Below are 24635 nucleotides of genomic sequence, written 5' to 3'. Positions count from 1 at the left end.
TTTTTTTAAAAAAATTTATGAAAATTATTTTTTTTAAATATCAAGCAACAGGAAATGATTTTATTATAATTAATAATATTGAAAAATCATTTTTTTTAAATAAAAAAATAATTAAAAATATGTGCAATAGAAATTTAGGAATTGGGGCTGATGGTCTAATTTTAATTGAAAAAAATAAAAAATATGATTTTTATATGAAATACTATAATTCTGATGGAAAAGAAGGAAGTATGTGTGGAAATGGAGGAAGATGTTCTGTTCATTTTGCAAAAAAAATAGGAATTATAAATAAGACTAATACATTATTTAAATCAATAGATGGATATCATTCTGCATCAATAAAAAAAAATATTGTTTCATTAAATATGAAAAATGTTGAACTTGTGAAAGTTTATCCAGAACATATATATCTAAATACAGGATCCCCACATCATATTCTTTTTAAAGATAAAATAAATAATATAAATGTATATAAGGAAGGTAAAAAAATTAGATTTAATAAAAAATATAGAAAAACAGGAGTAAATGTTAACTTTGTTAAAATTAAGAACAATATTTTATATGTTAGAACTTATGAACGTGGAGTAGAAAATGAAACTTTTTCCTGTGGAACAGGAGTTACAGCTTCTGCCATTGCAGCTTATCATATTAAAAAAATATTATATAATAAAATTATAGTAAAAACCCTAGGAGGTACTTTACAAGTTAAGTTTGAAAAATTACTTAAATATTATAAAAATATTTTTTTAAAGGGAGAAGTTCACTTTGTTTATAAAGGAATTATAAATATATAATACTATTTTTTTTTCTTACCTAAAGATTATTAAATACGATATAAAAGAATATAATTAGAAATTTATTTATTTTTGGATAATATCAACATTAGTCACAAATAAAGAATAAACTTTTACAACATATTATTATTTTTTATATTGATTATTATAATCAACTAATTCAATCATTGCAGTTTCTGAAGAATCACCTACACGAAATCCCGTTTTTATAATTCTTGTATAACCTCCAGGACGATTATATATTTTTGATGATATCTTATAAAAAAGTTCTAAAACAGATTGCTTATCATTCAAATATTTAAATATTCTTCGTCTAGAATGAATTGTATTTTTTTTACTTTTCGTAAGTAAAGGTTCAATATATTTTCTTAATGCTTTAGCTTTTGCTAAAGTAGTCATAATTCTCTTTCTCTTTATAAGAGAAGAAGCCATATTCGATAACATTGATTTACGATGTGAACTAATTACTCCTAAATTATTATTTTTTTTTCTATGTCTCATATTTAATTTAATTTATATATAGAAATATCCATGCCAGAATATATATTTAATTTTTTCATTCTTTTATCTAATTCAGATAAAGATTTTCTTCCAAAATTTTTTAATTTCAATAAATCCGATTTATTATATTTAACTAAATCTCCCCATGTAAAGATTTTAGCAGATTTTAAACAATTTAAAGTTCTTACAGATAAATAATCTATTTCTTCTTCTAATGAAGATTTTAAAAGTTTCCGCATTTTTAAAATTTTTTTATCATATTTATTTCTTTTCTTTGGTTTTTTATATTCTAATAATATTTTTTCATTTGACAGACATTGAAAATGTCTTATTAATAGATTAGAAGCTCTAGTTAATGCTTTTCGAGGATTTATAGACCCATCAGTTTTTATTTTTAAAATAAGACTTTCATAAAATGGATTTGTATTGATACTACAATTATCGATTTTATATTTAACTTTTTTTATAGGAGTAAATATAGTATCAATTGGAATTGTTCCTATTATATTAGGCATATCTTGATTTTTTTCTGAAGGAATATAACCTATCCCTCTTTTTATTACAAGAGTAATCTTTAAAGAAATTAATTTTTCTTTATTTAAAATAATTAAATAAGGATTTATAATTTCAAATAAATTAATAAATTCACCTAAATCACCAGCAGTTATTTCTTTTTTATTATTATTAATAATAATATTAAATTCTGCTGATTCGAAATCTTCATCTTCTATTTTTTTTTTAAAACGTATCTTTTTAAGATTTAAAATAATCTCGGTCATATCTTCTATTACCCCTTTTATTGTCGAATATTCATTATTTACTCCTTCAATTTTAACTGATGATATAGCATATCCTTCTAAAGAAGATAAAAGTACTCTTCTAAGTGAATTTCCAATTGTTAACCCCCATCCAGGATATAATGGTTCTATTTTAAAAGACCCTTCTTCAGGAGTTAATTTTAATATTATTAAATTTTTATTTTTTGTAAAACTTGAAAAAAACATATATAATTAATTTTATTTAGAATATAATTCTACTATTAAGTTTTCATTAATCTTTTCAGGAATTTGTTTTCTTTTTGGAATTGATTTAAAGATACCTATCATTTTCTTATTATCCCAACTTAACCATTTTTTTAGAGAGCCTAATAATCTATTAGAATCATAGATAATGGCTTTATGTTTTTTAGATTTTTCTTTTAAAGAAATCTTATCTCCTGGTTTTAAATTATAAGAAGGAATATTTACAATTTTTCCATTAACAGTAATATGACGATGTGATACTAATTGTCTTGCTTCAGGTCTAGAATGTGATAATTTTAATCTATAAACAATATTATCTAATCTAGATTCACATAATTGTAAAAGTATTTCACCTTTAATTCCTTTTTTTTTTGAAGCTTTATAAAACATTTTTCTAAATTGTCTTTCTAAAATTCCATAAGTATATTTAACTTTTTGTTTTTCTAATAATTGAATAGAATAAAATGATTTTTTTATATTTCTACGACTATTATTTCCATGTTGACCAGGTGGATATTTTTTTTTTTCAAAACTTTTATTGTAATTACCATATATTAATTCTCCAAATTTACGGGAAATTTTAGTTTTTGGTCCTATATATTTTGCCATTTATTATTTTGTTTAAATTCTTCTTTTTTTAGGAGGTCTACACCCATTATGAGGAATAGGGGTAATATCTTTTATTACTAATATATTAAAATTTTTATTTACTAATGCACGAATAGCCGCATCTCTTCCAGCACCTGGCCCCTTTATTATTACCTCTAATTTTTTTATTCCAGCATTAAATCCTTTTTCAGCAACATCTTCTGCAGCTACTTGAGCAGCATATGGGGTATTTTTTTTAGAACCTTTAAATCCCATTTTTCCTGCTGAAGACCAGGCAATAACATCTCCTTTTTTATTTGTTAATGTTATTATAATATTATTAAATGTTGATTTTATATGAACTTCTCCTATAACTGAATTTTTTTTTTTATCCATTTTTTTTAAATTAATTATGATTTAATTTTTTTTTTTTTATTTGCAACTGTTTTTTTTTTACCTTTCCTTGTTCTACAATTATTTTTAGTTTTTTGACCTCTAACAGGTAATCCTATTCTATGACGTATTCCTCTATAACATCCAATTTCAATCATTCTTTTTATATCTAATTGTATTTCAAACTTTAATTCTCCTTCTATTTTTAGATTAGAAGATATATATTTTCTTATTTTATTTAGATTATCATCTGACCAGTTTGAAACTTTCAAATTTTCATCAATACCTGTATTTTTAAATATTTTTTTAGATGTACTAAGACCTATTCCAAATATATAAGTAAGAGCTATTAATCCTCTTTTATTATTTGGAATATCTATTCCTGAAATTATAGCCATTAACCTTGTTTTTGTTTAAATTTAGGATTTAATTTATTAATAATTCTTAAACGACCTTTACGCTTAACAAATTTACAATTTTCACTTCTTTTTTTTATAGATGTTACCTTTTTCATAAAATTAATATTTAAATTATAATATAAATATATATAATTATTTAAATTATAAAATTTTAATATCTATATATTATTCTAGCTTTACTTAAATCGTAAGAAGACATTTGTAAACGAACTTTATCACCTTGTAAAATTTTAATATAATTCATTCGCATTTTACCTGTAATATGACAAGTTACAATACATTTATTTTCTAATTCTACTTTAAACATTGCATTAGGTAATGCATTTAAAACTATTCCATCTACTTCAATCTGTTGTTCTTTGGCCATAATTTTTAATTAATTAAAATTTATTATAATTTAATAAATTACTATTTACAGTTTTTTTTATTTCTAATAAGACTCCTACTAGAATTATTAATGAAGTTCCCCCAAAAAATAAAGAAAAATTTTTATCTCCTCCTAGAGATAGAAATATTGACGGTAATATAGCTATTATAGCTAATAATATTGATCCTAAAAAAGATATTTGTAATAAAATTTTTTTTAAATAAATATAAGTTTCTTTTCCTGGTTTTATAGATGGAATATAAACTCCATTGAGTTTTAAATCATCTGAAATTTTATTAACAGGAATAGATAAAAATGTATAAAAATACGTAATAATTATTATTAATATACTATATAATAAATTATACCATAACCCATATATATTTTTAATTTTATCAATTACAACACTTTTAATATTAATATTATTTAATAATAATATTATTATAAATAAAATTCCTTGTGAAAATATTATAGGCATAACTCCTGAATAAACGACTTTTAAAGGAATATATTGAATATCATCTTTTAAAGAAAGTTCTTCTATATTTTTTTCTTTAAAAGAAAAATTATTTATATAATGTATATATATTTTTTTAACAAAATTAATTATAATTATAGAAAAACCAATAATTAAACCCCAAATAAAAAATTCAAATAATAATATTAAACTACCTGAAAAATAATTATATTTTAGACGATTTAATATTTCACATATCAGAGAATTTATAAAACGAGATAATATTCCACTTATTATTATTAATGAATTTCCATTTCCTATTCCTTTTTTATTAATTTGTTTTCCTAACCACATTGTAAAAAATGTTCCTGTAGTTAGACATATTATTGATGTAATCAAAAATAAATTTTTTCCATAAATTGAAATAAAATTCAAATAATCTGGCTTGTCTTTAAGATTATTTTCAATAAGTATTAAAATATATAAAGGTGCTTGTATTAAGGATATTATTATAGTTACTATACTAGTAATAGTATTTAATTTTTTTTTACCTATTTCCCCATCTTGTTGAATTTTATAAAAAAAAGGAAAAATATAACACATTAATTGTGTAAATATTGAGGCTGATATATAAGGCGTTATTCCTAAAGCAAAAATAGATGCTCTATTACATGCACCTCCTGTTAAAGAAGTTAACATATTAATGAATACTTTATAACTATTATTTGTTTTTAATAAAACATCATTTTTATAAATTTTATTTATAAAAGGTAAAGTAATAAAAGATCCCAAACGATATATTAATATAATTAATAATGTATTATATATTTTTTTTTTTTTTAATCTTCTAAAAAAAAATTTCATAATTATGATAATATTATTTTTCCACCCATCTTTTTAATTTCATCATATGCTGTTTTACTAAATTTATTAGCAGTAATATCTATTTTAGATTTTAATTTTCCTCTACCTAAAATTTTTAATAATTTTTTTTTATTTAAAATTCCTTTTTTTAATAAAATTTCTTTATTTACTATTTTAGTAATAGTTCCAATCTTTATTAAATATTGTAATGTATCTAAATTTAATAAAAAATATTTTGTTTTATTTTTTTTTTTAAATCCAAATTTGGGTATTCTTCTTTGTAAAGGCATTTGACCACCTTCAAAACCTATTTTTTTGAAATTTCCTGAACGAGCTTTTGCTCCTTTATGTCCTTTAGTACATGTTCCCCCCTTTCCAGATCCTTGACCTCTACCTAATCTTTTGTTTTTTTTTACAGAACCATATTTAGGATTTAAATTATTTAATATCATTTATTTAAATTTATTTTTATTAATAATAAATGTTATATACTGTAACAAATTTTATCCTTTTAATATTTTTTTTATAGATATTCCTCTTTCTAGAGCTATAGTATTGACAGTTCTTATTTTAGATAAAGCTAAAATTGTAGCTTTTATACAATTATGTTTATTAGAAGATCCTTTTGATTTAGATAATACATTTTTTAAGCCAACAGCTTCTAAAACAGATCTTACCGCACCACCAGCAATTATCCCAGTTCCTTCTGAGGCCGGACAAATAAACACACGAGCCCCCCCATGTTTGGCTTCTTGTTCATGAGGTATTGTACCTCCTTTAATAATATTTATTTTTAATAATTTTTTTTTTGCTTTTTCACCTGCTTTATATATTGCATCTGGTGCTTCTTTTGCTTTTCCAAAACCATAACCTACAACTCCATTTCTATCTCCTTTTATTACTAAAGCTGTAAAACTAAAATATCTTCTACCTTTAGTTACTTTACAAACTCTATTAATCATAACTAATTTTTCTTTTAATTCTAAAGTTTTTATTTTTTTTTTTTTTTTTTTCATAACAATTAAAATTGTAATCCTACATTTCTTAAGCCTTCGGCTAAAGCTTTTACTCTTCCATGATAGATATATCCATTTCTATCAAATACTATTTTAGTAATTCCATAAGAATTTACTATATTTCCTAATATTTGACCTATAATAAAAGATTTTTTTTCTTTTTTTAATTTATATCTTATTTCTTTTGAAGATGTATAAATTAAAGTATGCCCTTTATAATCATCTATAACTTGAGCATATATATGCTTATTACTTAGAAATATTGATATTCTAGGTTTTTCTAAAAAACCAAATATTTTATTTATAATTTTATCTTTTCTTCTTTTTTTATTCATAATAATTAATTTATTTCGCTGATTTGCCTATTTTGTTTCTAACATATTCATTTATATAACGAATTCCCTTTCCTTTATAGGGTTCAGGTTTTCTTAAAGACCTTATTTTTGCGGCAACTATTCCTAATAATTGTTTATCATAAGATTTTAAAATTATCTTAGGATTTTTATTTTTTTCCATTTTTACTTCTAAAATTATTTCTTTAGGTAATTTTATTATTATATTATGAGAATATCCTATATTTAAATCTAAAATTTGTCCATTTTTATTGGCTTTAAATCCTATACCTATTAATTCTAATTTTTTTTTAAATCCATTTAATACACCTTTTATCATATTAAAAATCAACATACGATATAATCCATGTAAAGCTCTATTTTTTTTATCATTATATTTTAGTTTTAAAATAATATAATTAGTATTAATTTTAATATTAATATCACCTATAATTTTTTGACTTAATTCTCCTAAAGGTCCATTTATATAAATAATTTTTTTTTTTTTTTTTACAAAAACATTATTAGGTATTAACACAGGTATATTACCAATTCTAGACATAGATAATTAATATTTTAATAAATATAACATATTATTTCTCCTCCAATTTTTTTTTCCCGTGCTTTTTTATCAGTCATAACACCTTTAGAAGTCGATATAATTGCAATTCCTAATCCATTAAGTACACGAGGTATATTTTTAGAATTACAATATTTTCTTAAACTAGGTTTACTAATTCTTTTTATACATTTTATTACAGATATACCTGTATATTTATTATATTTCATAGCTACTTTTATAATTAATTTAAATTTATTTATTTTTATTATTTTATAACTTGATATAAAACCTTGATTATATAAAATATTAATTATGTCTTTTTTTAAATTTGAAAATGGAATTTCAATTATCAAATTTTTTGATAAATATCCGTTTCTAATTCTAGTTAAACAATCAGCTATTTTATCTGTAATCATAATATTATTATTTAGTTACCAACTGGCTTTAACAACACCTGGGATAAACCCTTGAGATGCTAAACGTCTAAATTCAATACGGGATATTCCAAATTTTCTCATATACCCTTTTGATCTTCCAGTTAAAGAACATAAATTATGTAAACGTACTGGAGAAGAATTTCTGGGTAATTTTTGTAAACCTTCATAATCTTTATTGAATTTTAATAATTCACGTTTTTTTAAATATTTTAATACCATTATTTTTCGTTTTTTTTGTCTTGCTTTTATAGATTCTTTCGACATATTTTTATTTTTTAAAAGGTAATCCGAATAAATGTAATAAATATTTAGCTTCTTTATCATTTTTAGATGAAGTAACAAATGTTATATTCATGCCAATATTGGTTTTTATATAATTAAAACTTATTTCTGGAAATATCATTTGTTCCAAAATTCCTAAATTATAATTTCCTTTTCCATCAAAACTCTTTTTATTTACTCCTTTAAAATCACGAACTCTAGGTAGAGCTATGTTAATTAATCTATCTAAAAATTCATACATAATATTTCTTCTTAAAGTTACTTTAATACTTATAGGAGTTCCTTTTCTTAATTTAAAACCAGATTCATCACGTTTGGATAAACAATAAATAGCATTTTGACCTGTAATTGCTTTAATATTATTTAGAGCATTAGCTCTAGTTTTTTTATCAAAAACAGATATATTAATTCCTTGATTTAATACTATTTTAGTAAGTTTTGGAACTTGCATTACACATTTATAATTAAATTTTTTTATTAATTCATTAATTATTTTTGTTTTATACAAAAATTTAGGTCTTGGACAATAAGTCATTGGTTTTTTAGTTTATTTTTATTTAATAAATAAAGATTAGATATATGAATAGGGGCTTCTTTTTCAATAATTTTACCTTTACTTATTATATTTATTGGTTTAACATGTTTTTTTATAAAATTTATATTATTTACAATTGCTTTATTTAATTTAGGAATTATTTTTTTTATAATTCCTTTTTTTGTTTTATTTTCACCTGTTAAAATCATAACATAATCACCTTTTTTTATTTTTATTTTCATAATACTTCTGTAGCTAATGATATAATTTTAGTATATTCTTTATCTCTTAATTCTCTAGAAACTGGTCCAAAAATACGTGTACCTTTAATTTCTCCTGTATTAGTTAATAATACACAAGCATTATCATCAAAACTAATATAAGATCCATCTTTACGTCTTATTTTATTTCTTGTTCTTACGACAACAGCTTTATATACTTGCCCTTTTTTTACACTAGATCCTGCTATTGCTTCTTTTATAGAAACTATTATTTTATCCCCTATATAAGCATATTTTTTTTTTGTTCCTCCTAGAACTCTTATTAATAAAACTTTTTTAGCTCCAGAATTATCTGCTACTTTAATTATTGATTCTTGTTGTAACATTTAACATTATATTTTATTAATAATTAGACTTTTTTATGATTTTTAATAATCTCCAACATTTTTTTTTACTTAAAGGTCTAGTTTCAATAATTTTAACTAAATCACCTTTATTTGAAATATTATGTTCATCATGAACATAATATTTTTTTGTATTTAAAATACATTTTTTATAATAAGGATGTTTTCTTTTATTAATTTCAGATATAATTATTGTTTTTTTCATTTTATTACTTATAACAAATCCTATTTTTTTTTTACTATTTTTCGATATTTGCATATATTTTATATATTTAAATTATATGAAATTATAAATTTTGTTTTTACTGGTAATTTTTGAGAAGCTAATCTCAGCGCTTCTTTACCTAAAAGAAGATCTACTCCATCTACTTCAATTAAAATTCTTCCTGGTTTTATTACTGAAACCCAATGATCTTTTACTCCTTTTCCTTTTCCCATCCGAACTTCTTGAGGTTTTTTAGTAACAGGTTTATCAGGAAAAATATTTAACCATAATTGACCTTGTCTTTTCATATAACGTGTTGCAGCAACACGAGCAGATTCTATTTGTCTATCTGTAATCCATCCTGGTTCTAATGATTTAATACCATATTTTCCAAAAAATAGTCTTGTTCCTCTTGTTGCATTCCCTTTTATCCTACCTTTATGATGTTTATCATATTTAGTTTTTTTAGGCTGTAACATAATTATTTTTTTTTATTAACTTTTTTGTATTTAAATATATTATATATTTTTTTTTTACCGTAAATTTCACCTTTCATAATCCATACTTTTATACCTATTAATCCATAATCTGTATGAGATTCTGTCATATAATAATCTATATCTGCTCTAAAAGTTGATAAAGGAATTCGACCTTCTTTATAAGTTTCGGTTCTAGCCATTTCTGCTCCATTAAGACGTCCTGATATTTTTATTTTTATACCTTCTGCATTAAGACGCAAAGCAGAAGATATGCATCTTTTAATTGATTTTTTATAAGAACTTTTACTTTCTAATTTACGAGCTATACTTTTAGAAACTAATACAGCATCTAATTCTGGTTTTTTTATTTCAAATATATTTAGTTTAATTTCTTTATAAGTAAAATGCTCTATTTCTTTTTTTCTTTTTTCTATTTCATCTCCTCCTTTCCCTATTATAATTGCTGGACGGGAAGTAGATATCGTAATCTTTATCCTATTTAAGGTCCTTTCAATATATATTCTAGATATATAAATTTTAGGGAAACTATTTTCTATATATTTTCTTATTTGAAAATCTTCTTTTATTCTATCTGGATAATTACTACACCATATTGATTGCCATCCTACAATTAATCCTAATCTATTAGATAATGTGTTTACTTTATGCCCCATAATTCATTATTTACTAATTATAGTAATATATAAATTACTATATTTTTTTCTTACCTTATTTCCTCTGCCTTGAGGAGCAGGACGTATTTTTTTTAATTGATATCCTTGATTTACTAAAATTTTTTCTATATAAAAATTATATTTATTTATATCTTTTTTTAAATTTTGAATTTTACAATTCGAAATTGCTGATAATAATAATTTTTTTATTATAATTGCTCCTTTATTCTTTATATTGTTAAGTTTATATAGAGAATATTCTACTTTTTTATTCCGAATTATATTAGCTACTAAACGTAGTTTACGAGGAGAACAAGAAATATTTTTCATATTAGCTACTGATTTAGTAAAATATATATATTTTTTTTTTATTAATTTCATTATTTTTTTATTTTATTTTTAGATCCTGAATGTCCTCTAAAAATTCTAGTAGGAGCAAATTCTCCTAATTTATGACCTACCATATTTTCAGAAATATATACTGTAATAAAAATTTTACCATTATAAATGGCTATTGTATTTCCAATAAATTCAGGGGTAATAGTAGAAGATCTTGACCAAGTTTTTATTATTTTTTTTTTATTTAAATTAAAATTATTTATTTTTATTTTTTTTTTTAATTTATAATCAACATATGGACCTTTTTTTAATGAACGCGGCATAATAATTTTATTTTTTATATTCTATAATATATTTATTTGATCTGTTTTTTTTATCACGTGTTTTAAATCCATTAGAAGGAATGCAATTTCTATTTCTAGGATGTCCTCCAGATGATTTTCCTTCTCCACCTCCCATAGGATGATCTACTGGATTCATAGCAACTCCTCTAGTTCTTGGTCTTATACCTAACCAACGTTTTCTTCCTGCTTTTCCATCAATTTCTAATTTATGATCAGAATTAGATATTGATCCTATTGTTGCCATACATGTTGATAATACCATTCGGTTTTCTCCAGAAGGTAATTTTATAGTTGAAAACTTTTCTGATTTTGCAATTAATTGGGCATATGAACCAGCACTACGTGCTAAAATAGCTCCTTTACCAGGAGTAAGTTCTACACAAGAAATTATAGTCCCTAAAGGGATATTCATAAGATACATAGCATTTCCTAATTCTAGAGTCGTATATTTATCTGATAAAACTTTTTGTCCTATCTTTAAACCATTAATTGATAATATATATCTTTTTTCTCCATCTATATAATAAATAAGAGAAATAAAACAGGATCTATTCGGGTCATATTCTATAGATTTTATAATAGCAGGTATACCAAATTTATTTCTTTTATAATCTATAATTCTATATTTTTTTTTATGCCCCCCCCCTAAATATCTTATTGTCATTTTTCCATAATTATTTCTACCTCCTGTTTTTTTTTTACCTCTAGAAAGAGTTTTTTCAGGAAAATTTCTTGTTATTTCTTTAAATGTATTTTTAATTTTAAATCTTTGACTAGGAGTTATCGGTTTATTTTTTTTTACTGACATATTTTTTATTTTTTTATATAAGATATTCTTTTTAATTTTATTATTACTTTTTTTAATCTTACTTTAAAGATACCTTTATTTTTTTTTTTATTTATTTTTTTTGAATAGTAAATAATAGTATTTATTTTATATAAAGTTACTTTATATCTTTTATATATATATTTACGAATTTCGTTTTTAGAAAAAAATATAGGTACTTTAAAAGTATAAAAAATGTCTTTTTTATTATTTATTATTGTTTTTAACATATTTACTTATTTATTTTTAAAATTTTTTTTATAGCACTTTCAAAAAAAATTAAATAATCTGCATTTGCTAAATTAAAACTATTCAATTCATTAATTGATAATATTTTAATTGATTTTAAATTTTTAGATGATAAAAAAAAATTTTTTTTTTTTTTATCATATATAATTAATATTTTTTTATGATTAATATTTAATTTTTTAATTAAATTAAATACTAATTTAGTTTTTATGATTTTAAAATCATAATCTTCTAAGATTTTTATTTTTTTTATTTTTAATTTAAAATTAATTATATCTTTTATTACTCTTCTTTTTAAATTTTTATTTAATTTAAAATTATAATTTCTTGGTTTAGGACCAAATATTCTTCCACCAGATCTAAATAGAGGATTCTTTATATCTCCTTTTCTAGCATTTCCACTACCTTTTTGACGTTGAATTTTTCTTGTACTTCCAGTAATTTCACTTCTTTCTTTAGATTTATTGGTGCCTTGTCTTTGTGAAAACAAAAATCTTTTTATTTCTAGATAAATAATATTATTATTTTCTTTTTTTAAAAGATTTTTTTTAAATTTTAAACATCTACCTGTTTTTATTCCATTATTATTAAATATAGTTAATTTCATTTTCTTATTATTAAATAAGAATTTTTATGACCAGGAACAGATCCTTTTACAATTAATAAATTCTTAATTAAATCTATTTTTAATATTTTTATTTTTTTTAGAGTTACCTTTTTATTTCCTAATCTTCCAGCCATTTTAGTCCCTTTAAATACTCTTGAAGGATCAGAACCAGCTCCTATAGATCCAGGAGCTCTAGACCTATTATGTTGACCATGAGATTTTTCTCCTACACCTGAAAATCCATGACGTTTAACAACACCTTGAAATCCCTTACCTTTAGATATACCTGTAATATTAACATATTCATTTTCATTAAATATATTTATTTTTATTAAATCTCCTGATTTTATTTTTTTTTTTATAGAAAATTCAAATATTTTTTTTTTAGGTGTAGATTTATTTTTTTTAAAAAAACCTAATAATGGTTTATTGGTATTTTTAATTTTTTTTTCATCAAAACCTAATTGACAAGAATCGTATCCATCTTTTTCTTTAGTTTTTATTTGTAAAACAATACATGGTCCAGCTTCTATTATAGTACATGGAATATTCCATCCTGATTCATCAAATAGACTAGTCATACCAATATTTTTTCCGATTATACCTGACACTGACATAAATAATTATATTTTTATTTCTATTTCAACTCCACTAGCTAATTCTAATTTCATTAATAGATTGACCGTATTAGGTCCAGCATTACATATTTCTAAAAATCTTATATGACTTGACAACTTAAATTGTTCACGAGATTTTTTATGAACATGAGGAGATCTTAAAACTGTATAAATTTTTGTTTGAGTTGGTAATGGAATTGGACCCTTTATTTCTGCACCTGTTGTCATTACATATTTTATTATTCTTTCAACAGATTTATCTAATAAAGAATGATCATATGATCTTAATTTTATTCTTATTTTTTTTTTTTTCATAAAATTTTATTTTTTTTTTAAAATTATTTTGTTATATATATTTGATGGAGCTGGTTTATAATTATAAAATTCCATTGTAGATGTAGCTCTTCCAGAAGATAATGTACGTAAAATAGTTACATATCCAAAAAGTTCTGATAAAGGAATAAGAGCTTTTATTATTTTTAAATTACTACGATTTTCTTCCATACCTTGGATTATACCTCTTCTTTTATTTATATCACCTACAATATTACCCATATTTTCTGTAGGAGTTAATACTTCTAATTTCATTATAGGTTCTAATATAATAGTATTTGTCTTTTTGGCTGCATTTTTAAAACCAATTTTACTAGCTAATTCAAAAGATAATTGATCAGAATCAACAGAATGATAGGAACCATCTATTAATATAACTTTTGCATTTTCTAATTCATATCCATATAAAGGACCCGTTTTAATAGCTTCTTTAAAGGCTTTTTCTATTGAAGGAATATACTCTTTAGGAATATTTCCTCCTTTTACTTTATTTATAAATTCCAGTCCTTTAGATCCTTTTTTTCCAGGTTCTAATATAAATAAAATATCAGCATATTTTCCTCGTCCTCCAGTTTGTTTTTTATATATTTCTCTATGTTCAATAGAATTTGTTAATGCTTCTTTATATTCTACTTGAGGATTACCTTTATTAACTTTTACTTTAAATTCCCTTTCCATTCTATCTATAATTATTTCTAAATGTAATTCTCCCATCCCTGAGATTATTGTTTGTCCAGTATATTTATCATTACGTACTATAAAAGTAGGATCTTCTTCTGATAATTTAGATAAAGCTAAGCTCATTTTATCTATATCAGATTTATATTTAGGTTCAATAGCTAATCCAATTACTGGATCAGGAAAATATATTTTTTCAAAAATTATTGGATAATTTTCATCACATAAAGTATCCCCAGTTTTTATATTTTTAAATCCTACTGCTGCTCCTATATCTCCAGCTTCAATAATATTAATAGGATTTTGTTTATTAGCATGCATTTGATATATTCTTGATATACGTTCTTTATTACCTGAACGAGAGTTAAGAATATATGTTCCAGACTTTAATTTTCCAGAATATACACGAAAAAAAGCTAAACGACCAACAAAAGAATCAGTAGCTATTTTAAAAGCTAAAGCAGAAAAAGGTTCATTAGAATTATGTTTTCTTATTTCTTTTTTTTCTGTTTTTGGATTTATTCCTTTTGTTTCTTTTATATCAATTGGAGATGGCAAATATCTACAAATAGTATCTAACATAACTTGAACTCCTTTATTTTTAAAAGAAGATCCACAAATAAGAGGAACTATATCAAGATTAATTGTAGATTTTTTTATAGATGATATTATTTCATTTTCTGATATTTCATTAGGGTTCTTAAAATATTTACTCATGATTTCATCATCATATTCAGATATAGTTTCTAAAAGAATATTTCTATATTTATTCGTTATTTTTATTAATTCTTCAGGAATAGAAGTTATATTATAGGATGTTCCATAATTTTTTTCATCCCAAATTATTGCTTTTTTCGAAATAATATCTACTACTCCTTTAAAATTATTTTCTATTCCAATAGGTATTTGTAAAATTAAACAATTAGCATTTAAATTTTTTTTTATTTGTTCACATACATTAAAAAAATCAGAACCTTGTCTATCCATTTTATTAACAAATCCTATTCTAGGAACTTTATATTTATCTGCTTGCCTCCAAACTGTTTCTGATTGTGGTTCTACACCATCTACTGCACTAAATAATGCTACCATTCCATCTAAAACTCTTAAAGATCTTTCTACTTCTACAGTAAAATCAACATGACCTGGTGTATCAATAATATTGATTTTATAAATTTTATTATTATATAACCATTCGCATTTTGTAGCAGCAGAAGTAATTGTTATACCTCTTTCTTGTTCTTGTTTCATCCAATCCATAGTAGCTGTTCCATCATGGACTTCTCCTATTTTATGATTTATTCCAGTATAAAATAAAATTCGCTCTGTCGTTGTAGTTTTACCTGCATCAATATGTGCAGCTATTCCTATATTTCTTGTATATTTTAAATTATTTTTCATATATTTTTTTTTTAAAATTTAAAATGAGAAAATGCTTTATTAGCTTCTGCCATTTTATGAATATTTTCACGTTTTTTAAAAGAAGCTCCTTCTTTTTTATAAGCAGATAAAATTTCTCCTGCTAATTTTTTAGACATTTTTTTTTCATTTCTTTCACGTGCACAATTAATCAATGATTTCATAGCTTTAGTTACTTTTACATAAGGTGGTATCTGTGTAGGAACTTGTATATTAGAACCTCCAATACGTCTACTTCTAACTTCTACATGAGGCATTACATTATCTAATGCTTCTTTCCATATTTTTAAACCAGATTTTTCTTTTTTATTATTTTTTTTTTCTATTTCATTTATACAATTATAAAAAATTGTATAAGCTCTAGTTTTTTTACCATTTTTCATTAAATGATTGACAAAACGCGTTACTAAAGGATCTTTAAATTTAGGATCAGGTTCGTAAATTTTTATTTTTGATTTTAATTTTCTCATTTATTTTTTTACTTTAGTCATTTTTGCTCCATATTTACTACGAGCTTTTTTTCTATCTTTAACACCTGCAGTATCTAAAGCACCACGTATTATATGATAACGAACACCTGGTAAATCTTTAACTCTTCCACCTCTTATTAAAACTAGAGAATGTTCTTGAAGATTATGTCCTTCTCCTGGAATATAAGCATTTACTTCCTTTCCATTTGTTAAACGAACACGAGCAACTTTTCTCATTGCAGAATTAGGTTTTTTAGGAGTTGTTGTATATACTCTAGTACAAACTCCTCTACGTTGAGGACAATTATTTAAAGCCATAGATTTACTTTTATTTTTTATTTTTTTTCTTACTTTTCTTACAAGTTGTTGTATAGTTGGCATAATTAAATTTTAAGTTATTAAATATATATATATATTTATTTTTATTAAAAAAAAAAAAATTATTTTTTTTTTTTATATTTTTTATAGAATTTATCTATTCTCCCAGTAGCATCTACATATTTAATTTGTCCTGTATAAAAAGGATGAGAAAAACTTGATATTTCCATTTTATATAATGTAAATTCTTTTCCATTTAAATTAATTTTTTCTTTTGTTAAAAGAGTTGATTTACAAAAAAAAGTATCATTACTTGTCATATCTTTAAATACAACAATTCTATAATTATTTGGATGAATTTTTTTTTTCATAATTTTTTTTTTAATTATTTTTAAATTAAAAATAATATTAATGATTAATATAAAACCATTTGAAAATTCTATAATTTGTAAAACAGATCAAATAGAAAAAATGTTTGATATTATATCATCTCAATATAATTTTATTAATTTAATTATATCATTAGGAAATGATATAAAATGGAGAAAAAAAATATCTGATATTATTTTTAATTATAAACCAAAAAATCTGTTAGATTTAGCAACCGGAACAGGAAATTTACCTATAATATTAGCAAATAAAATTAAAAATATTAATATTTTAGGAATAGACATTTCTAAAAATATGATTAAAATTGGTAAAAAAAAAATTAATTTTTTTTATAAAAATATTAAATTAATTAAAGCAGATTGTCAAAAAATTTTTTTTTTAAAAAAAAATAAATTTGATATTGTTACTATCGTCTTTGGAATTAGAAATTTTGAAAATATTAATAATGTTTTAAAAGAAATTTATAGGGTTTTAAAAAAAAAAGGAGTATTAATAATATTAGAATTTTCTATTTCTAATAATAATTTTAAATATATATATAATATTTATTCTAAATATATTTTATTAAATATAATTAATTTTTTTACTAAAAATTTTTTTGCTTATAAATATTTATTAAAATCTATTAATAAATTTTCACAATATGTCAATATTGAAATTTTATTAAAAAATTTTAATTTTAAAAATATTAATATTTTAAAATTAACTTATGGTATTGTATCAATTTATATTGCAAATAAATAATTTATTATTTTTATCAAAAATTATAATATGTATTTAAATTTTAAAAAAAAATTAAAAATAATTAAAAATTATGGTTCATCAGAATATGATACAGGAAACTGTATAGTACAAATTGCTTTGTTAACATATAAAATAAATAAGATAAGCAAACATTTAAAAAAACATAAACATGATTTTAATACAGAAAGATCTTTACTAAAAATAGTTAATAAAAGAAAAAAAATACTTAAATTTATAAAAAAAAAAAAAATAAAAATTTATAAAGATACTTTAAAACAATTTAAAATAAGAAAATAATTCAAACTGGAATATAAATGACACCAGAATTAATAAAAGAAAATCTTCTTTTAGAAGATGGACGTACTATAAGTATAGAAACTGGATCTTTAGCTTGTCAAGCTAATGGATCTGCTGTCGTTCGGATGGCAAATACTAGTTTAATAGCTACTGTAGTAGTATCAACAGAAGATAAAAAAGGTGTTAATTTTTTACCTTTAAATATAGATTATAGAGAAAAATATTCAGCTGGAGGAAAAATTCCAGGTGGATTTATAAAACGTGAAGGTAGACCTTCTGATGAAGAAATATTAACAATGAGATTAGTAGATCGTTTATTACGTCCACTTTTTCCAAAAATATTCTATAAGGAAATACAAATAATGATCTCTTTGTTATCATATGATATAAATGTATTACCTGATGGATTAGCTGGATTAGTAGCTTCTACTGCTGTATATCTATCAGGAATTCCTTTTAAAGGTCCTGTATCAGCAGTTCGTATAATACGAATTAAAAATTTATTTATTATTAATCCTGGTATTGAAGATGTAAAAAAATCAGATATAGATTTAATAGTAGGAGGTACTATTAATTCTATTTTAATGGTAGAAGGAGAGATGAAAGAAGTTTCTGAAAAAGAAATAATTAAAATTATTAAAATTGCACATTTTTATATTAAAAGACAAATTAAAGCTCAAATTAATTTATTAAAAAAAATAAAAAATAAATCTCTCTCTAAAATAAATTTTAATATTAAAAATAATAATTTTTTTTATTTAAAAGAAAAATTAAATTTTTTATTTTTTTATAAAATATATAATATTTATAAAAAATTTTATAAAAAAAAAATTCGTTTAAAAAAAATTAATAGATTATTAAATAATATAAAAAAATTATTTTTTAATGATAATATTTTAATTAATGAAAATGAAATAGATATTATTTTTTTTGAAATTAAAAAAAAAATAATAAGAGAAATTATTTGTAAAGAAAATCTTCGTTTAGATGGTAGATCATTAGATGATATTAGAAATATTTCTAGTCAAGTAGATTGTTTACCTGGTGTCCACGGATCTGCAATTTTCTCAAGAGGAGAAACACAAGCATTATCTACAGTAACTTTAGGTTCATCATTAGATGTTAATAAAATTGATAATGTTATTATACAAGATAAACAAAAATTTTATTTACATTATAATTTTCCTCCTTTTTCAACTGGAGAAATAAAATTATTAAAAGGAGTCTCAAGACGAGAAATTGGACATGGAAATTTAGCTCAACGTGCTTTAAAAAATATAATTCCTTTTGATAATCCTTATACTATAAGAGTAGTATCAGATGTGTTAGAATCAAATGGATCTTCTTCTATGGCTACTGTATGTGCTAGTACATTAGCATTAATGGATGCAGGAATACCTATTAAAAGACCTGTATCAGGAATATCTATGGGGTTAATTTTTAATAAATTTACAGGTGAAGCCTTAATTCTTTCAGATCTCTTAGGAGATGAAGATAATATAGGGGATATGGATTTTAAAATTACAGGGACAAAATATGGTATGACAGCATGTCAAATGGATATTAAAATTTCTGGAATATCATATGATATTTTATTAAAAACCATTTTAAAAGCAAAAAAAATTATAATATTTATTATAAATAATATGCTTACTACTTTAAATGCTCCTAGAATTTCACTTAAACCTACTGCTCCTAAAATATATACTTTTAATATACCAAAAACTTTTATAGGTGCTGTAATTGGTCCTGGAGGAAAAATCATACAAGAAATACAATCTTCAACAGAAACTTCTATAAAAATAGAAGAAAAAGAAAATTTAGGTAAAATAGAAATTTTAGGAAAAAATTATAATAAAATAAAAGATGCTATTGAAAAAATACAATCTATTGTTTTTTTACCAAAAATAGGAAAAATTTATAAAGCAAAAGTTAAATATATTAAACCTTTTGGTGTTTTTGTTGAACTTTCTAAAGGAATAGAGGGCTTATTACATATATCTGAAATTTCTTGGAAGAAATTAACTAATTTAGAAAATTATATAAAAATAGGACATTTCATAAATGTTAAATATTTAGGAAAAAATAATAAAAATGGAAAAATAAAATTATCTCATAAAATTCTTTTATCTCGTAAATAGATGTAAAAAAAATATATGAAAAAACTTAAAATAACTAAACAAGTTACTAATTGTGAATCTGAATCTTTAGAAAAATATTTATATGAAATAGGTAAAATTCCATTATTAAATAATGAAGAAGAAATAAAATTTGCTCAATTTGCTCGTAAAACATATAAGATAAAAGCAATTAATTTTTTAATTAAAGCTAATTTAAGATTTGTTGTTTCTGTAGCCAAACAATATCAAAATCAAGGATTAAATTTATCTGATTTAATTAATGAAGGCAATTTAGGACTTATTAAAGGCATATTTCGTTTTGATGAAAGAAAGGGATTTAAATGTATTTCTTATTCTGTTTGGTGGATAAGACAATCTATATTACAAGCTATAGCAGATAAATCTCGTTGTGTACGTTGTCCTACAAATAAACTTGCTTTTTATAATAAAGTTAATAAAAAATATTCTGAATTAGAACAAATATATCAAATACCTCCATCTATAAAACATATTGGAGAATATTTAAATTCAAATGAAAAAGAAATTGAAGAAGCTCTGAAAAATTCAGTTAAACATACATCTTTAGATGCTCCTATTATAGAAGGAGAAAATTCTAATTTATATGATATCATTAAATATGATGAATATACTCATACTGATTTAGATTTAGAAAAAGAATCTCTTAAAAAAGATATAAAAAGATTATTAGATACTCTTTCAGAAAAAGAAGCTCAAATAATAACATTACATTATGGATTGGAAAGTTCTACTATTAATTTAGAAGAAATATCATTTTTATTAAATTTAACTAGAGAACGTTGTCGACAAATAGAAATATATGGTCTTAGAAGATTAAAAAAATCTTCACGAAAAAATATTTTAAGATTTTATCTATGTACTTAATTAAATTATATTTTTATAAAATATATTATATATTTTTTTTTTTAAAAATTATATTAATTTCTTTTTTTTAAGAATAAAAAAAAATTATTATTTAATAATAATATTAATCTATATTAATATAGAAATTATATTTTTTATTTATTATTTTTTTTTTAACTTTAAAAATTATTTTTATCATGTATTAATATAATTTTTGTTAATATCAATATATTAACTATAATAATAATTTTATATAAAAAAATTGAAATTCTTAATAAGAAGAAATTTGAGAATTAGAGTAATGCAATTTTTATATGCATATTATTTATCTAATACAGATAGTAATTTTTTAGAAAAAACACTTTTTGAAAGCATATATTACATATATGATATTTATATTTTTTTTTTAAATTTAATAATAATCTTAAGAAAGATTATAATAAAAAAAAAATTTGATAAAATAAATTATAATTTTTATTTTTTTAAAAAAAATTCTTTAATTGAATTACTTTCAAAAAAAAAAAAAATAATTTTTTATAATTATAAAATAAATTTTTTATATAAAAAAAAACTTTTAAAGTTTTTATTAAAAAAATTAAAAACTATTAATTTAGTTTTAAATAAAAAAAAATACGAATTTTATAGAGATAAAGAATTTATTTTAAAATATTATAAATATTGTTTTTCTAAAAACAAATTTTTATATAAATTTTTAAAAAATTATGATCTTACATGTTTTATTAATATAAATATAACACATATTATAGTTTATAATTTTTTTTTTTTAATAAAAAAAAAAAAAATTATATATATAAATATATATAAAAATAAAAAACAAATTAATTTTATTAAATTTTTATATAAAAATACGATTTTTTATCAAAAATATTTCAATATTTTAATAGAAAAAATATCCCAAAATTGGAAAATAACAAAATTATCTATAATAAATTTAATCATTTTACAAATGGCTATATGTGAATTAATTTTTTTTAAAAAAATTCCATTTAAAGTAACATTAAATGAATATATAGAAATAACAAAAATTTTTTCAACAAAAAAAAGTAAAATTTATATTAATGGAATACTCGATAAAGTAGTAAAAATTTTACTTAATAAAAAAAAATTATCTATCTATTAATTAGATAGATTTTAATTTTTTATTATTATTAATAATGAAAAAAAAATTTCCTCCAGGAGTTGCTACTGGAAATCTTGTAGAAGAAATATTTCAATATGCAAAAGAAGAAAATTTTGCTTTACCTGCAGTAAATGTAATTGGATCTAATAGTATAAAGGCTGTGTTGGAAACAGCTAAAAAAGTTAATTCTCCTGTAATAATCCAATTTTCTCATGGAGGCTCTTTATTTTTTGCTGGAAAATCATTAAATAATTTAAATGAAAAAGCTTCTATAATAGGATCTATTTGTGGAGCTAAATATGTTCATGAATTATCTGAATATTATAATACTACAGTTATATTACATACTGATCATTGTAATAAAAAATTATTACCATGGATAGATGGTTTATTAACAATAAATGAAAATTATTATAAAGTTTTTGGAAAAACCTTATTTAGTTCTCATATGATAGATTTGTCTGAAGAATCTTTAATTGAAAATATTAAAATTTCAAAAATTTATTTTAAACGTATGAAAAAAATTAATATGACTCTAGAAGTAGAATTAGGAATTACTGGAGGTAAAGAAGATGAAATAGATAATACTAAAATAAATTTTGATAAATTATATACTTCACCTAAAGAAGTTTTTAAATTTTATAATGAATTAATAAAAATAAATTCTAAATTTATTATAGCTGCTTCATTTGGAAATGTACATGGAGTTTATAATAAAGGAATTATTTCACTTAAACCTGAAATTTTAAATAATTGTCAAAATTATATTAAAAATAAAAATAAAAATAAACCAAAACCAATAAATTTTGTATTTCATGGAGGATCGGGATCCTCATTAAATGAATTTAAAAATTCTATTAATTATGGTGTAATTAAAATTAATTTAGATACAGATATTCAATATTCATTTACTGGCGGTGTAAGAGATTATATTAATAATAATACAGAATATTTAAAAAATCAAATTGGAAATCCACAAGGAAAATTATTACCTAATAAAAAATATTATGATCCTAGAGTTTGGCTTAGAAAAGGAGAAAATAATTTAAAAAAAATATTAAAAAATACTTTCGAAAAGTTAAATAATATAAATAGATTATCATAATTTTTTATGAAAAAAATGAGTTTTAGAGAAGTTATAGCTGCTGCTATGAGTGAAGAAATGAGAAAAGATAAAACAATATATTTAATGGGAGAAGAAGTAGCAGAATATAATGGTGCATATAAAGCTTCTAAAGGAATGCTAAAAGAATTTGGTCATAAAAGAATAATTGATACACCCATCTCTGAATTAGGTTTTTCTGGAATAGGAATTGGTTCAGCTATGAATGGATGTCGTCCTATTATTGAATTTATGACTTTTAATTTTTCATTAGTAGCTATGGATCAAATAATTAATAATGCTGCTAAAATAAGACAAATGAGTGGAGGACAATGGAATATTCCAATAGTTTTTAGAGGTCCTACAGGGTTTGCAGGACAATTAGGTTCTACACATTCTCAATCTTTTGAAAGTTGGTATGCTAATTGCCCAGGTTTAAAAGTAGTCATTCCTTCTAATCCTTATGATGCAAAAGGTCTTTTAAAATCATCAATACGTGATAACGATGTAGTAATATTTATGGAATCTGAACAGATGTATGGAGATCAAATGATGATACCAATTGAAGAATATACTATTCCATTAGGAATAGCAAATGTAAAAAAAATAGGAAATGATGTTACCATAGTTTCTTTTGGAAAAATAATAAAAATGGCTTTAAATATTGCTTTAGAACTTGAAAATAAAAATATTAGTGTAGAAGTTATAGATTTACGTACTATACGTCCTTTAGATTATAATACAATTATAAATTCTGTAAAAAAAACCAATAGATTACTTATTTTAGAAGAATCATGGCCATTTGCATCTATTTCTTCTGAAATAGCTTATGTTATTCAACAAGAAGCTTTTGATTATTTAGATTCTCCAATTCAAAGAATTACCGTACAAGATACTCCTGCACCTTATGCTAAAAATTTAATTGAAGAATGGTATCCTAATAAAATAGATATTTTAAATAAAATAAAAAAATTATTATATATTAATTAATTTTTTTTTAAAAAAAAATTTATTTTTATCTATTAAAATTTTTCCTCTATAAAATAATTTATTTTCATACCAATGAGCTCTATGATATAAATGATATTGTTTAGTTTCTATATCTATCCCTAATCTTGGATTTAAAATATAATAATGAGTTCTTCTTTTTTTTTTTCTAGATTTAGATTGTCTTCTTTTAGGATGTGCCATTTTTTTTAAAAATTAT

General features: G+C 21.6%; 40 protein-coding genes. 8 read left to right on the top strand and 32 right to left on the bottom strand.

Annotated elements, in window-relative coordinates:
- The first annotated feature begins 17 nt into the window (after positions 1-17).
- Positions 18-794, top strand: coding sequence for a diaminopimelate epimerase (gene dapF / locus SMPSPU_RS01345; RefSeq protein ID WP_041094170.1), 777 nt, complete (start codon positions 18-20; stop codon positions 792-794).
- Between the two features lie 126 nt (positions 795-920).
- On the opposite strand, the gene rplQ is transcribed toward dapF, so the two are convergent.
- Genes rplQ through SMPSPU_RS01190 form a run of 31 tightly spaced genes read right to left on the bottom strand, consistent with a single transcriptional unit; the run spans position 921 to position 17123 of the window.
- On the bottom strand, positions 921-1295 hold the full coding sequence (gene rplQ, locus SMPSPU_RS01340) for a 50S ribosomal protein L17 (protein WP_041094073.1): 375 nt from the start codon (positions 1293-1295) through the stop codon (positions 921-923).
- 2 nt (positions 1296-1297) lie between these two features.
- Entirely contained in the window at positions 1298-2299 is a 1002-nt protein-coding gene (locus SMPSPU_RS01335) for a DNA-directed RNA polymerase subunit alpha (protein ID WP_041094071.1), read from the bottom strand.
- Positions 2300-2311: 12 nt separating this feature from the next.
- Positions 2312-2926 (bottom strand): 30S ribosomal protein S4, encoded by a 615-nt coding sequence (rpsD, locus tag SMPSPU_RS01330; RefSeq protein ID WP_041094069.1) that lies wholly within the window; start codon positions 2924-2926, stop codon positions 2312-2314.
- A 12-nt stretch (positions 2927-2938) separates the two neighbouring features.
- Positions 2939-3301, bottom strand: coding sequence for a 30S ribosomal protein S11 (gene rpsK / locus SMPSPU_RS01325; RefSeq protein ID WP_041094067.1), 363 nt, complete (start codon positions 3299-3301; stop codon positions 2939-2941).
- 14 nt (positions 3302-3315) lie between these two features.
- Positions 3316-3696, bottom strand: coding sequence for a 30S ribosomal protein S13 (gene rpsM, locus SMPSPU_RS01320; protein ID WP_041094065.1), 381 nt, complete (start codon positions 3694-3696; stop codon positions 3316-3318).
- Positions 3696-3812, bottom strand: coding sequence for a 50S ribosomal protein L36 (rpmJ, locus tag SMPSPU_RS01315; RefSeq protein ID WP_041094063.1), 117 nt, complete (start codon positions 3810-3812; stop codon positions 3696-3698). Before rpmJ ends, rpsM begins: the two co-directional genes overlap by 1 nt.
- A gap of 56 nt (positions 3813-3868) precedes the next feature.
- A complete protein-coding gene (infA, locus tag SMPSPU_RS01310) occupies positions 3869-4084 on the bottom strand; it encodes a translation initiation factor IF-1 (protein ID WP_041094061.1) in 216 nt (71 codons plus the stop codon).
- 13 nt (positions 4085-4097) lie between these two features.
- Positions 4098-5405 carry a preprotein translocase subunit SecY gene (gene secY, locus SMPSPU_RS01305; RefSeq protein ID WP_041094059.1) on the bottom strand — a complete coding sequence of 436 codons (1308 nt, stop codon included), beginning with the start codon at positions 5403-5405 and terminating at the stop codon, positions 4098-4100.
- A 2-nt stretch (positions 5406-5407) separates the two neighbouring features.
- Positions 5408-5857 carry a 50S ribosomal protein L15 gene (rplO, locus tag SMPSPU_RS01300; protein WP_041094057.1) on the bottom strand — a complete coding sequence of 150 codons (450 nt, stop codon included), beginning with the start codon at positions 5855-5857 and terminating at the stop codon, positions 5408-5410.
- 51 nt (positions 5858-5908) lie between these two features.
- Positions 5909-6421, bottom strand: a complete 513-nt coding sequence (gene rpsE / locus SMPSPU_RS01295; RefSeq protein WP_041094055.1) for a 30S ribosomal protein S5 — start codon at positions 6419-6421, stop codon at positions 5909-5911.
- Between the two features lie 5 nt (positions 6422-6426).
- Entirely contained in the window at positions 6427-6756 is a 330-nt protein-coding gene (gene rplR, locus SMPSPU_RS01290; RefSeq protein ID WP_101731446.1) for a 50S ribosomal protein L18, read from the bottom strand.
- Positions 6757-6766: 10 nt separating this feature from the next.
- The gene (gene rplF / locus SMPSPU_RS01285; protein ID WP_041094051.1) at positions 6767-7315 is read right to left on the bottom strand and encodes a 50S ribosomal protein L6; all 549 of its coding nucleotides are present in this window, start codon (positions 7313-7315) and stop codon (positions 6767-6769) included.
- A gap of 14 nt (positions 7316-7329) precedes the next feature.
- Complete coding sequence (gene rpsH, locus SMPSPU_RS01280) at positions 7330-7731, bottom strand: 30S ribosomal protein S8 (RefSeq protein ID WP_041094049.1); 402 nt, start codon at positions 7729-7731, stop codon at positions 7330-7332.
- 15 nt (positions 7732-7746) lie between these two features.
- Positions 7747-8016, bottom strand: coding sequence for a 30S ribosomal protein S14 (rpsN, locus tag SMPSPU_RS01275; RefSeq protein ID WP_013315679.1), 270 nt, complete (start codon positions 8014-8016; stop codon positions 7747-7749).
- Between the two features lie 4 nt (positions 8017-8020).
- The gene (rplE, locus tag SMPSPU_RS01270; RefSeq protein ID WP_041094047.1) at positions 8021-8569 is read right to left on the bottom strand and encodes a 50S ribosomal protein L5; all 549 of its coding nucleotides are present in this window, start codon (positions 8567-8569) and stop codon (positions 8021-8023) included.
- Positions 8566-8811, bottom strand: coding sequence for a 50S ribosomal protein L24 (gene rplX / locus SMPSPU_RS01265; RefSeq protein WP_041094045.1), 246 nt, complete (start codon positions 8809-8811; stop codon positions 8566-8568). The genes rplE and rplX overlap by 4 nt, the downstream gene beginning before the upstream one ends.
- The gene (rplN, locus tag SMPSPU_RS01260) at positions 8808-9176 is read right to left on the bottom strand and encodes a 50S ribosomal protein L14 (RefSeq protein ID WP_013315676.1); all 369 of its coding nucleotides are present in this window, start codon (positions 9174-9176) and stop codon (positions 8808-8810) included. Before rplN ends, rplX begins: the two co-directional genes overlap by 4 nt.
- A gap of 16 nt (positions 9177-9192) precedes the next feature.
- Positions 9193-9453 carry a 30S ribosomal protein S17 gene (rpsQ, locus tag SMPSPU_RS01255; protein ID WP_041094043.1) on the bottom strand — a complete coding sequence of 87 codons (261 nt, stop codon included), beginning with the start codon at positions 9451-9453 and terminating at the stop codon, positions 9193-9195.
- A 5-nt stretch (positions 9454-9458) separates the two neighbouring features.
- Positions 9459-9878 carry a 50S ribosomal protein L16 gene (rplP, locus tag SMPSPU_RS01250; protein ID WP_041094041.1) on the bottom strand — a complete coding sequence of 140 codons (420 nt, stop codon included), beginning with the start codon at positions 9876-9878 and terminating at the stop codon, positions 9459-9461.
- 2 nt (positions 9879-9880) lie between these two features.
- A complete protein-coding gene (rpsC, locus tag SMPSPU_RS01245; protein WP_041094039.1) occupies positions 9881-10552 on the bottom strand; it encodes a 30S ribosomal protein S3 in 672 nt (223 codons plus the stop codon).
- Between the two features lie 6 nt (positions 10553-10558).
- Entirely contained in the window at positions 10559-10933 is a 375-nt protein-coding gene (locus SMPSPU_RS01240) for a large ribosomal subunit protein uL22 (protein WP_041094037.1), read from the bottom strand.
- A complete protein-coding gene (rpsS, locus tag SMPSPU_RS01235; RefSeq protein ID WP_013315671.1) occupies positions 10933-11214 on the bottom strand; it encodes a 30S ribosomal protein S19 in 282 nt (93 codons plus the stop codon). Before rpsS ends, SMPSPU_RS01240 begins: the two co-directional genes overlap by 1 nt.
- 7 nt (positions 11215-11221) lie before the next feature.
- Positions 11222-12043: a 50S ribosomal protein L2 gene (rplB, locus tag SMPSPU_RS01230; protein WP_041094034.1), complete on the bottom strand. Its 822-nt coding sequence runs from the start codon at positions 12041-12043 to the stop codon at positions 11222-11224.
- A gap of 5 nt (positions 12044-12048) precedes the next feature.
- Positions 12049-12291: a 50S ribosomal protein L23 gene (rplW, locus tag SMPSPU_RS01225; RefSeq protein WP_075050679.1), complete on the bottom strand. Its 243-nt coding sequence runs from the start codon at positions 12289-12291 to the stop codon at positions 12049-12051.
- A gap of 2 nt (positions 12292-12293) precedes the next feature.
- Complete coding sequence (gene rplD, locus SMPSPU_RS01220; protein ID WP_041094032.1) at positions 12294-12917, bottom strand: 50S ribosomal protein L4; 624 nt, start codon at positions 12915-12917, stop codon at positions 12294-12296.
- A complete protein-coding gene (rplC, locus tag SMPSPU_RS01215; protein WP_041094166.1) occupies positions 12914-13528 on the bottom strand; it encodes a 50S ribosomal protein L3 in 615 nt (204 codons plus the stop codon). The genes rplD and rplC overlap by 4 nt, the downstream gene beginning before the upstream one ends.
- 12 nt (positions 13529-13540) lie before the next feature.
- Positions 13541-13849, bottom strand: a complete 309-nt coding sequence (gene rpsJ / locus SMPSPU_RS01210; protein ID WP_041094030.1) for a 30S ribosomal protein S10 — start codon at positions 13847-13849, stop codon at positions 13541-13543.
- 6 nt (positions 13850-13855) lie between these two features.
- Positions 13856-15946 carry an elongation factor G gene (fusA, locus tag SMPSPU_RS01205; RefSeq protein ID WP_041094028.1) on the bottom strand — a complete coding sequence of 697 codons (2091 nt, stop codon included), beginning with the start codon at positions 15944-15946 and terminating at the stop codon, positions 13856-13858.
- An 11-nt stretch (positions 15947-15957) separates the two neighbouring features.
- A complete protein-coding gene (rpsG, locus tag SMPSPU_RS01200) occupies positions 15958-16434 on the bottom strand; it encodes a 30S ribosomal protein S7 (RefSeq protein WP_041094026.1) in 477 nt (158 codons plus the stop codon).
- Positions 16435-16815, bottom strand: a complete 381-nt coding sequence (gene rpsL / locus SMPSPU_RS01195; protein WP_041094024.1) for a 30S ribosomal protein S12 — start codon at positions 16813-16815, stop codon at positions 16435-16437.
- A gap of 59 nt (positions 16816-16874) precedes the next feature.
- Positions 16875-17123, bottom strand: coding sequence for a type B 50S ribosomal protein L31 (locus tag SMPSPU_RS01190; RefSeq protein WP_041094022.1), 249 nt, complete (start codon positions 17121-17123; stop codon positions 16875-16877).
- Positions 17124-17163: 40 nt separating this feature from the next.
- On the opposite strand from SMPSPU_RS01190, the gene SMPSPU_RS01185 reads away from it, so the two are divergent.
- From SMPSPU_RS01185 to SMPSPU_RS01155, 7 genes are all read left to right on the top strand, one after another.
- Positions 17164-17886 carry a ubiquinone/menaquinone biosynthesis methyltransferase gene (locus SMPSPU_RS01185; protein WP_041094020.1) on the top strand — a complete coding sequence of 241 codons (723 nt, stop codon included), beginning with the start codon at positions 17164-17166 and terminating at the stop codon, positions 17884-17886.
- A 27-nt stretch (positions 17887-17913) separates the two neighbouring features.
- On the top strand, positions 17914-18183 hold the full coding sequence (rpsO, locus tag SMPSPU_RS01180; protein ID WP_041094018.1) for a 30S ribosomal protein S15: 270 nt from the start codon (positions 17914-17916) through the stop codon (positions 18181-18183).
- A 17-nt stretch (positions 18184-18200) separates the two neighbouring features.
- Complete coding sequence (locus tag SMPSPU_RS01175; protein WP_041094015.1) at positions 18201-20324, top strand: polyribonucleotide nucleotidyltransferase; 2124 nt, start codon at positions 18201-18203, stop codon at positions 20322-20324.
- Positions 20325-20339: 15 nt separating this feature from the next.
- Positions 20340-21206, top strand: a complete 867-nt coding sequence (locus SMPSPU_RS01170) for a sigma-70 family RNA polymerase sigma factor (protein WP_041094013.1) — start codon at positions 20340-20342, stop codon at positions 21204-21206.
- Positions 21207-21447: 241 nt separating this feature from the next.
- Positions 21448-22326, top strand: a complete 879-nt coding sequence (locus SMPSPU_RS01165) for a transcription antitermination protein NusB (RefSeq protein WP_133120936.1) — start codon at positions 21448-21450, stop codon at positions 22324-22326.
- A gap of 34 nt (positions 22327-22360) precedes the next feature.
- Positions 22361-23431 (top strand): class II fructose-bisphosphate aldolase, encoded by a 1071-nt coding sequence (gene fbaA / locus SMPSPU_RS01160; RefSeq protein WP_041094009.1) that lies wholly within the window; start codon positions 22361-22363, stop codon positions 23429-23431.
- Between the two features lie 6 nt (positions 23432-23437).
- Complete coding sequence (locus SMPSPU_RS01155) at positions 23438-24418, top strand: pyruvate dehydrogenase complex E1 component subunit beta (protein WP_041094007.1); 981 nt, start codon at positions 23438-23440, stop codon at positions 24416-24418.
- Here the strand turns inward: SMPSPU_RS01155 and rpmF are convergent.
- Positions 24404-24619: a 50S ribosomal protein L32 gene (rpmF, locus tag SMPSPU_RS01150; protein ID WP_041094005.1), complete on the bottom strand. Its 216-nt coding sequence runs from the start codon at positions 24617-24619 to the stop codon at positions 24404-24406. The two genes, SMPSPU_RS01155 and rpmF, sit on opposite strands and share 15 nt — an antisense overlap.
- Positions 24620-24635: the final 16 nt, after the last annotated feature.

Source organism: Candidatus Karelsulcia muelleri PSPU (assembly GCF_000829155.1).
Lineage (GTDB): Bacteria > Bacteroidota > Bacteroidia > Flavobacteriales > Blattabacteriaceae > Karelsulcia > Karelsulcia muelleri_A.
The sequence above is the reverse complement of the archived record's forward strand: the minus strand, read 5'-3'. Positions and strand labels throughout refer to the sequence as shown.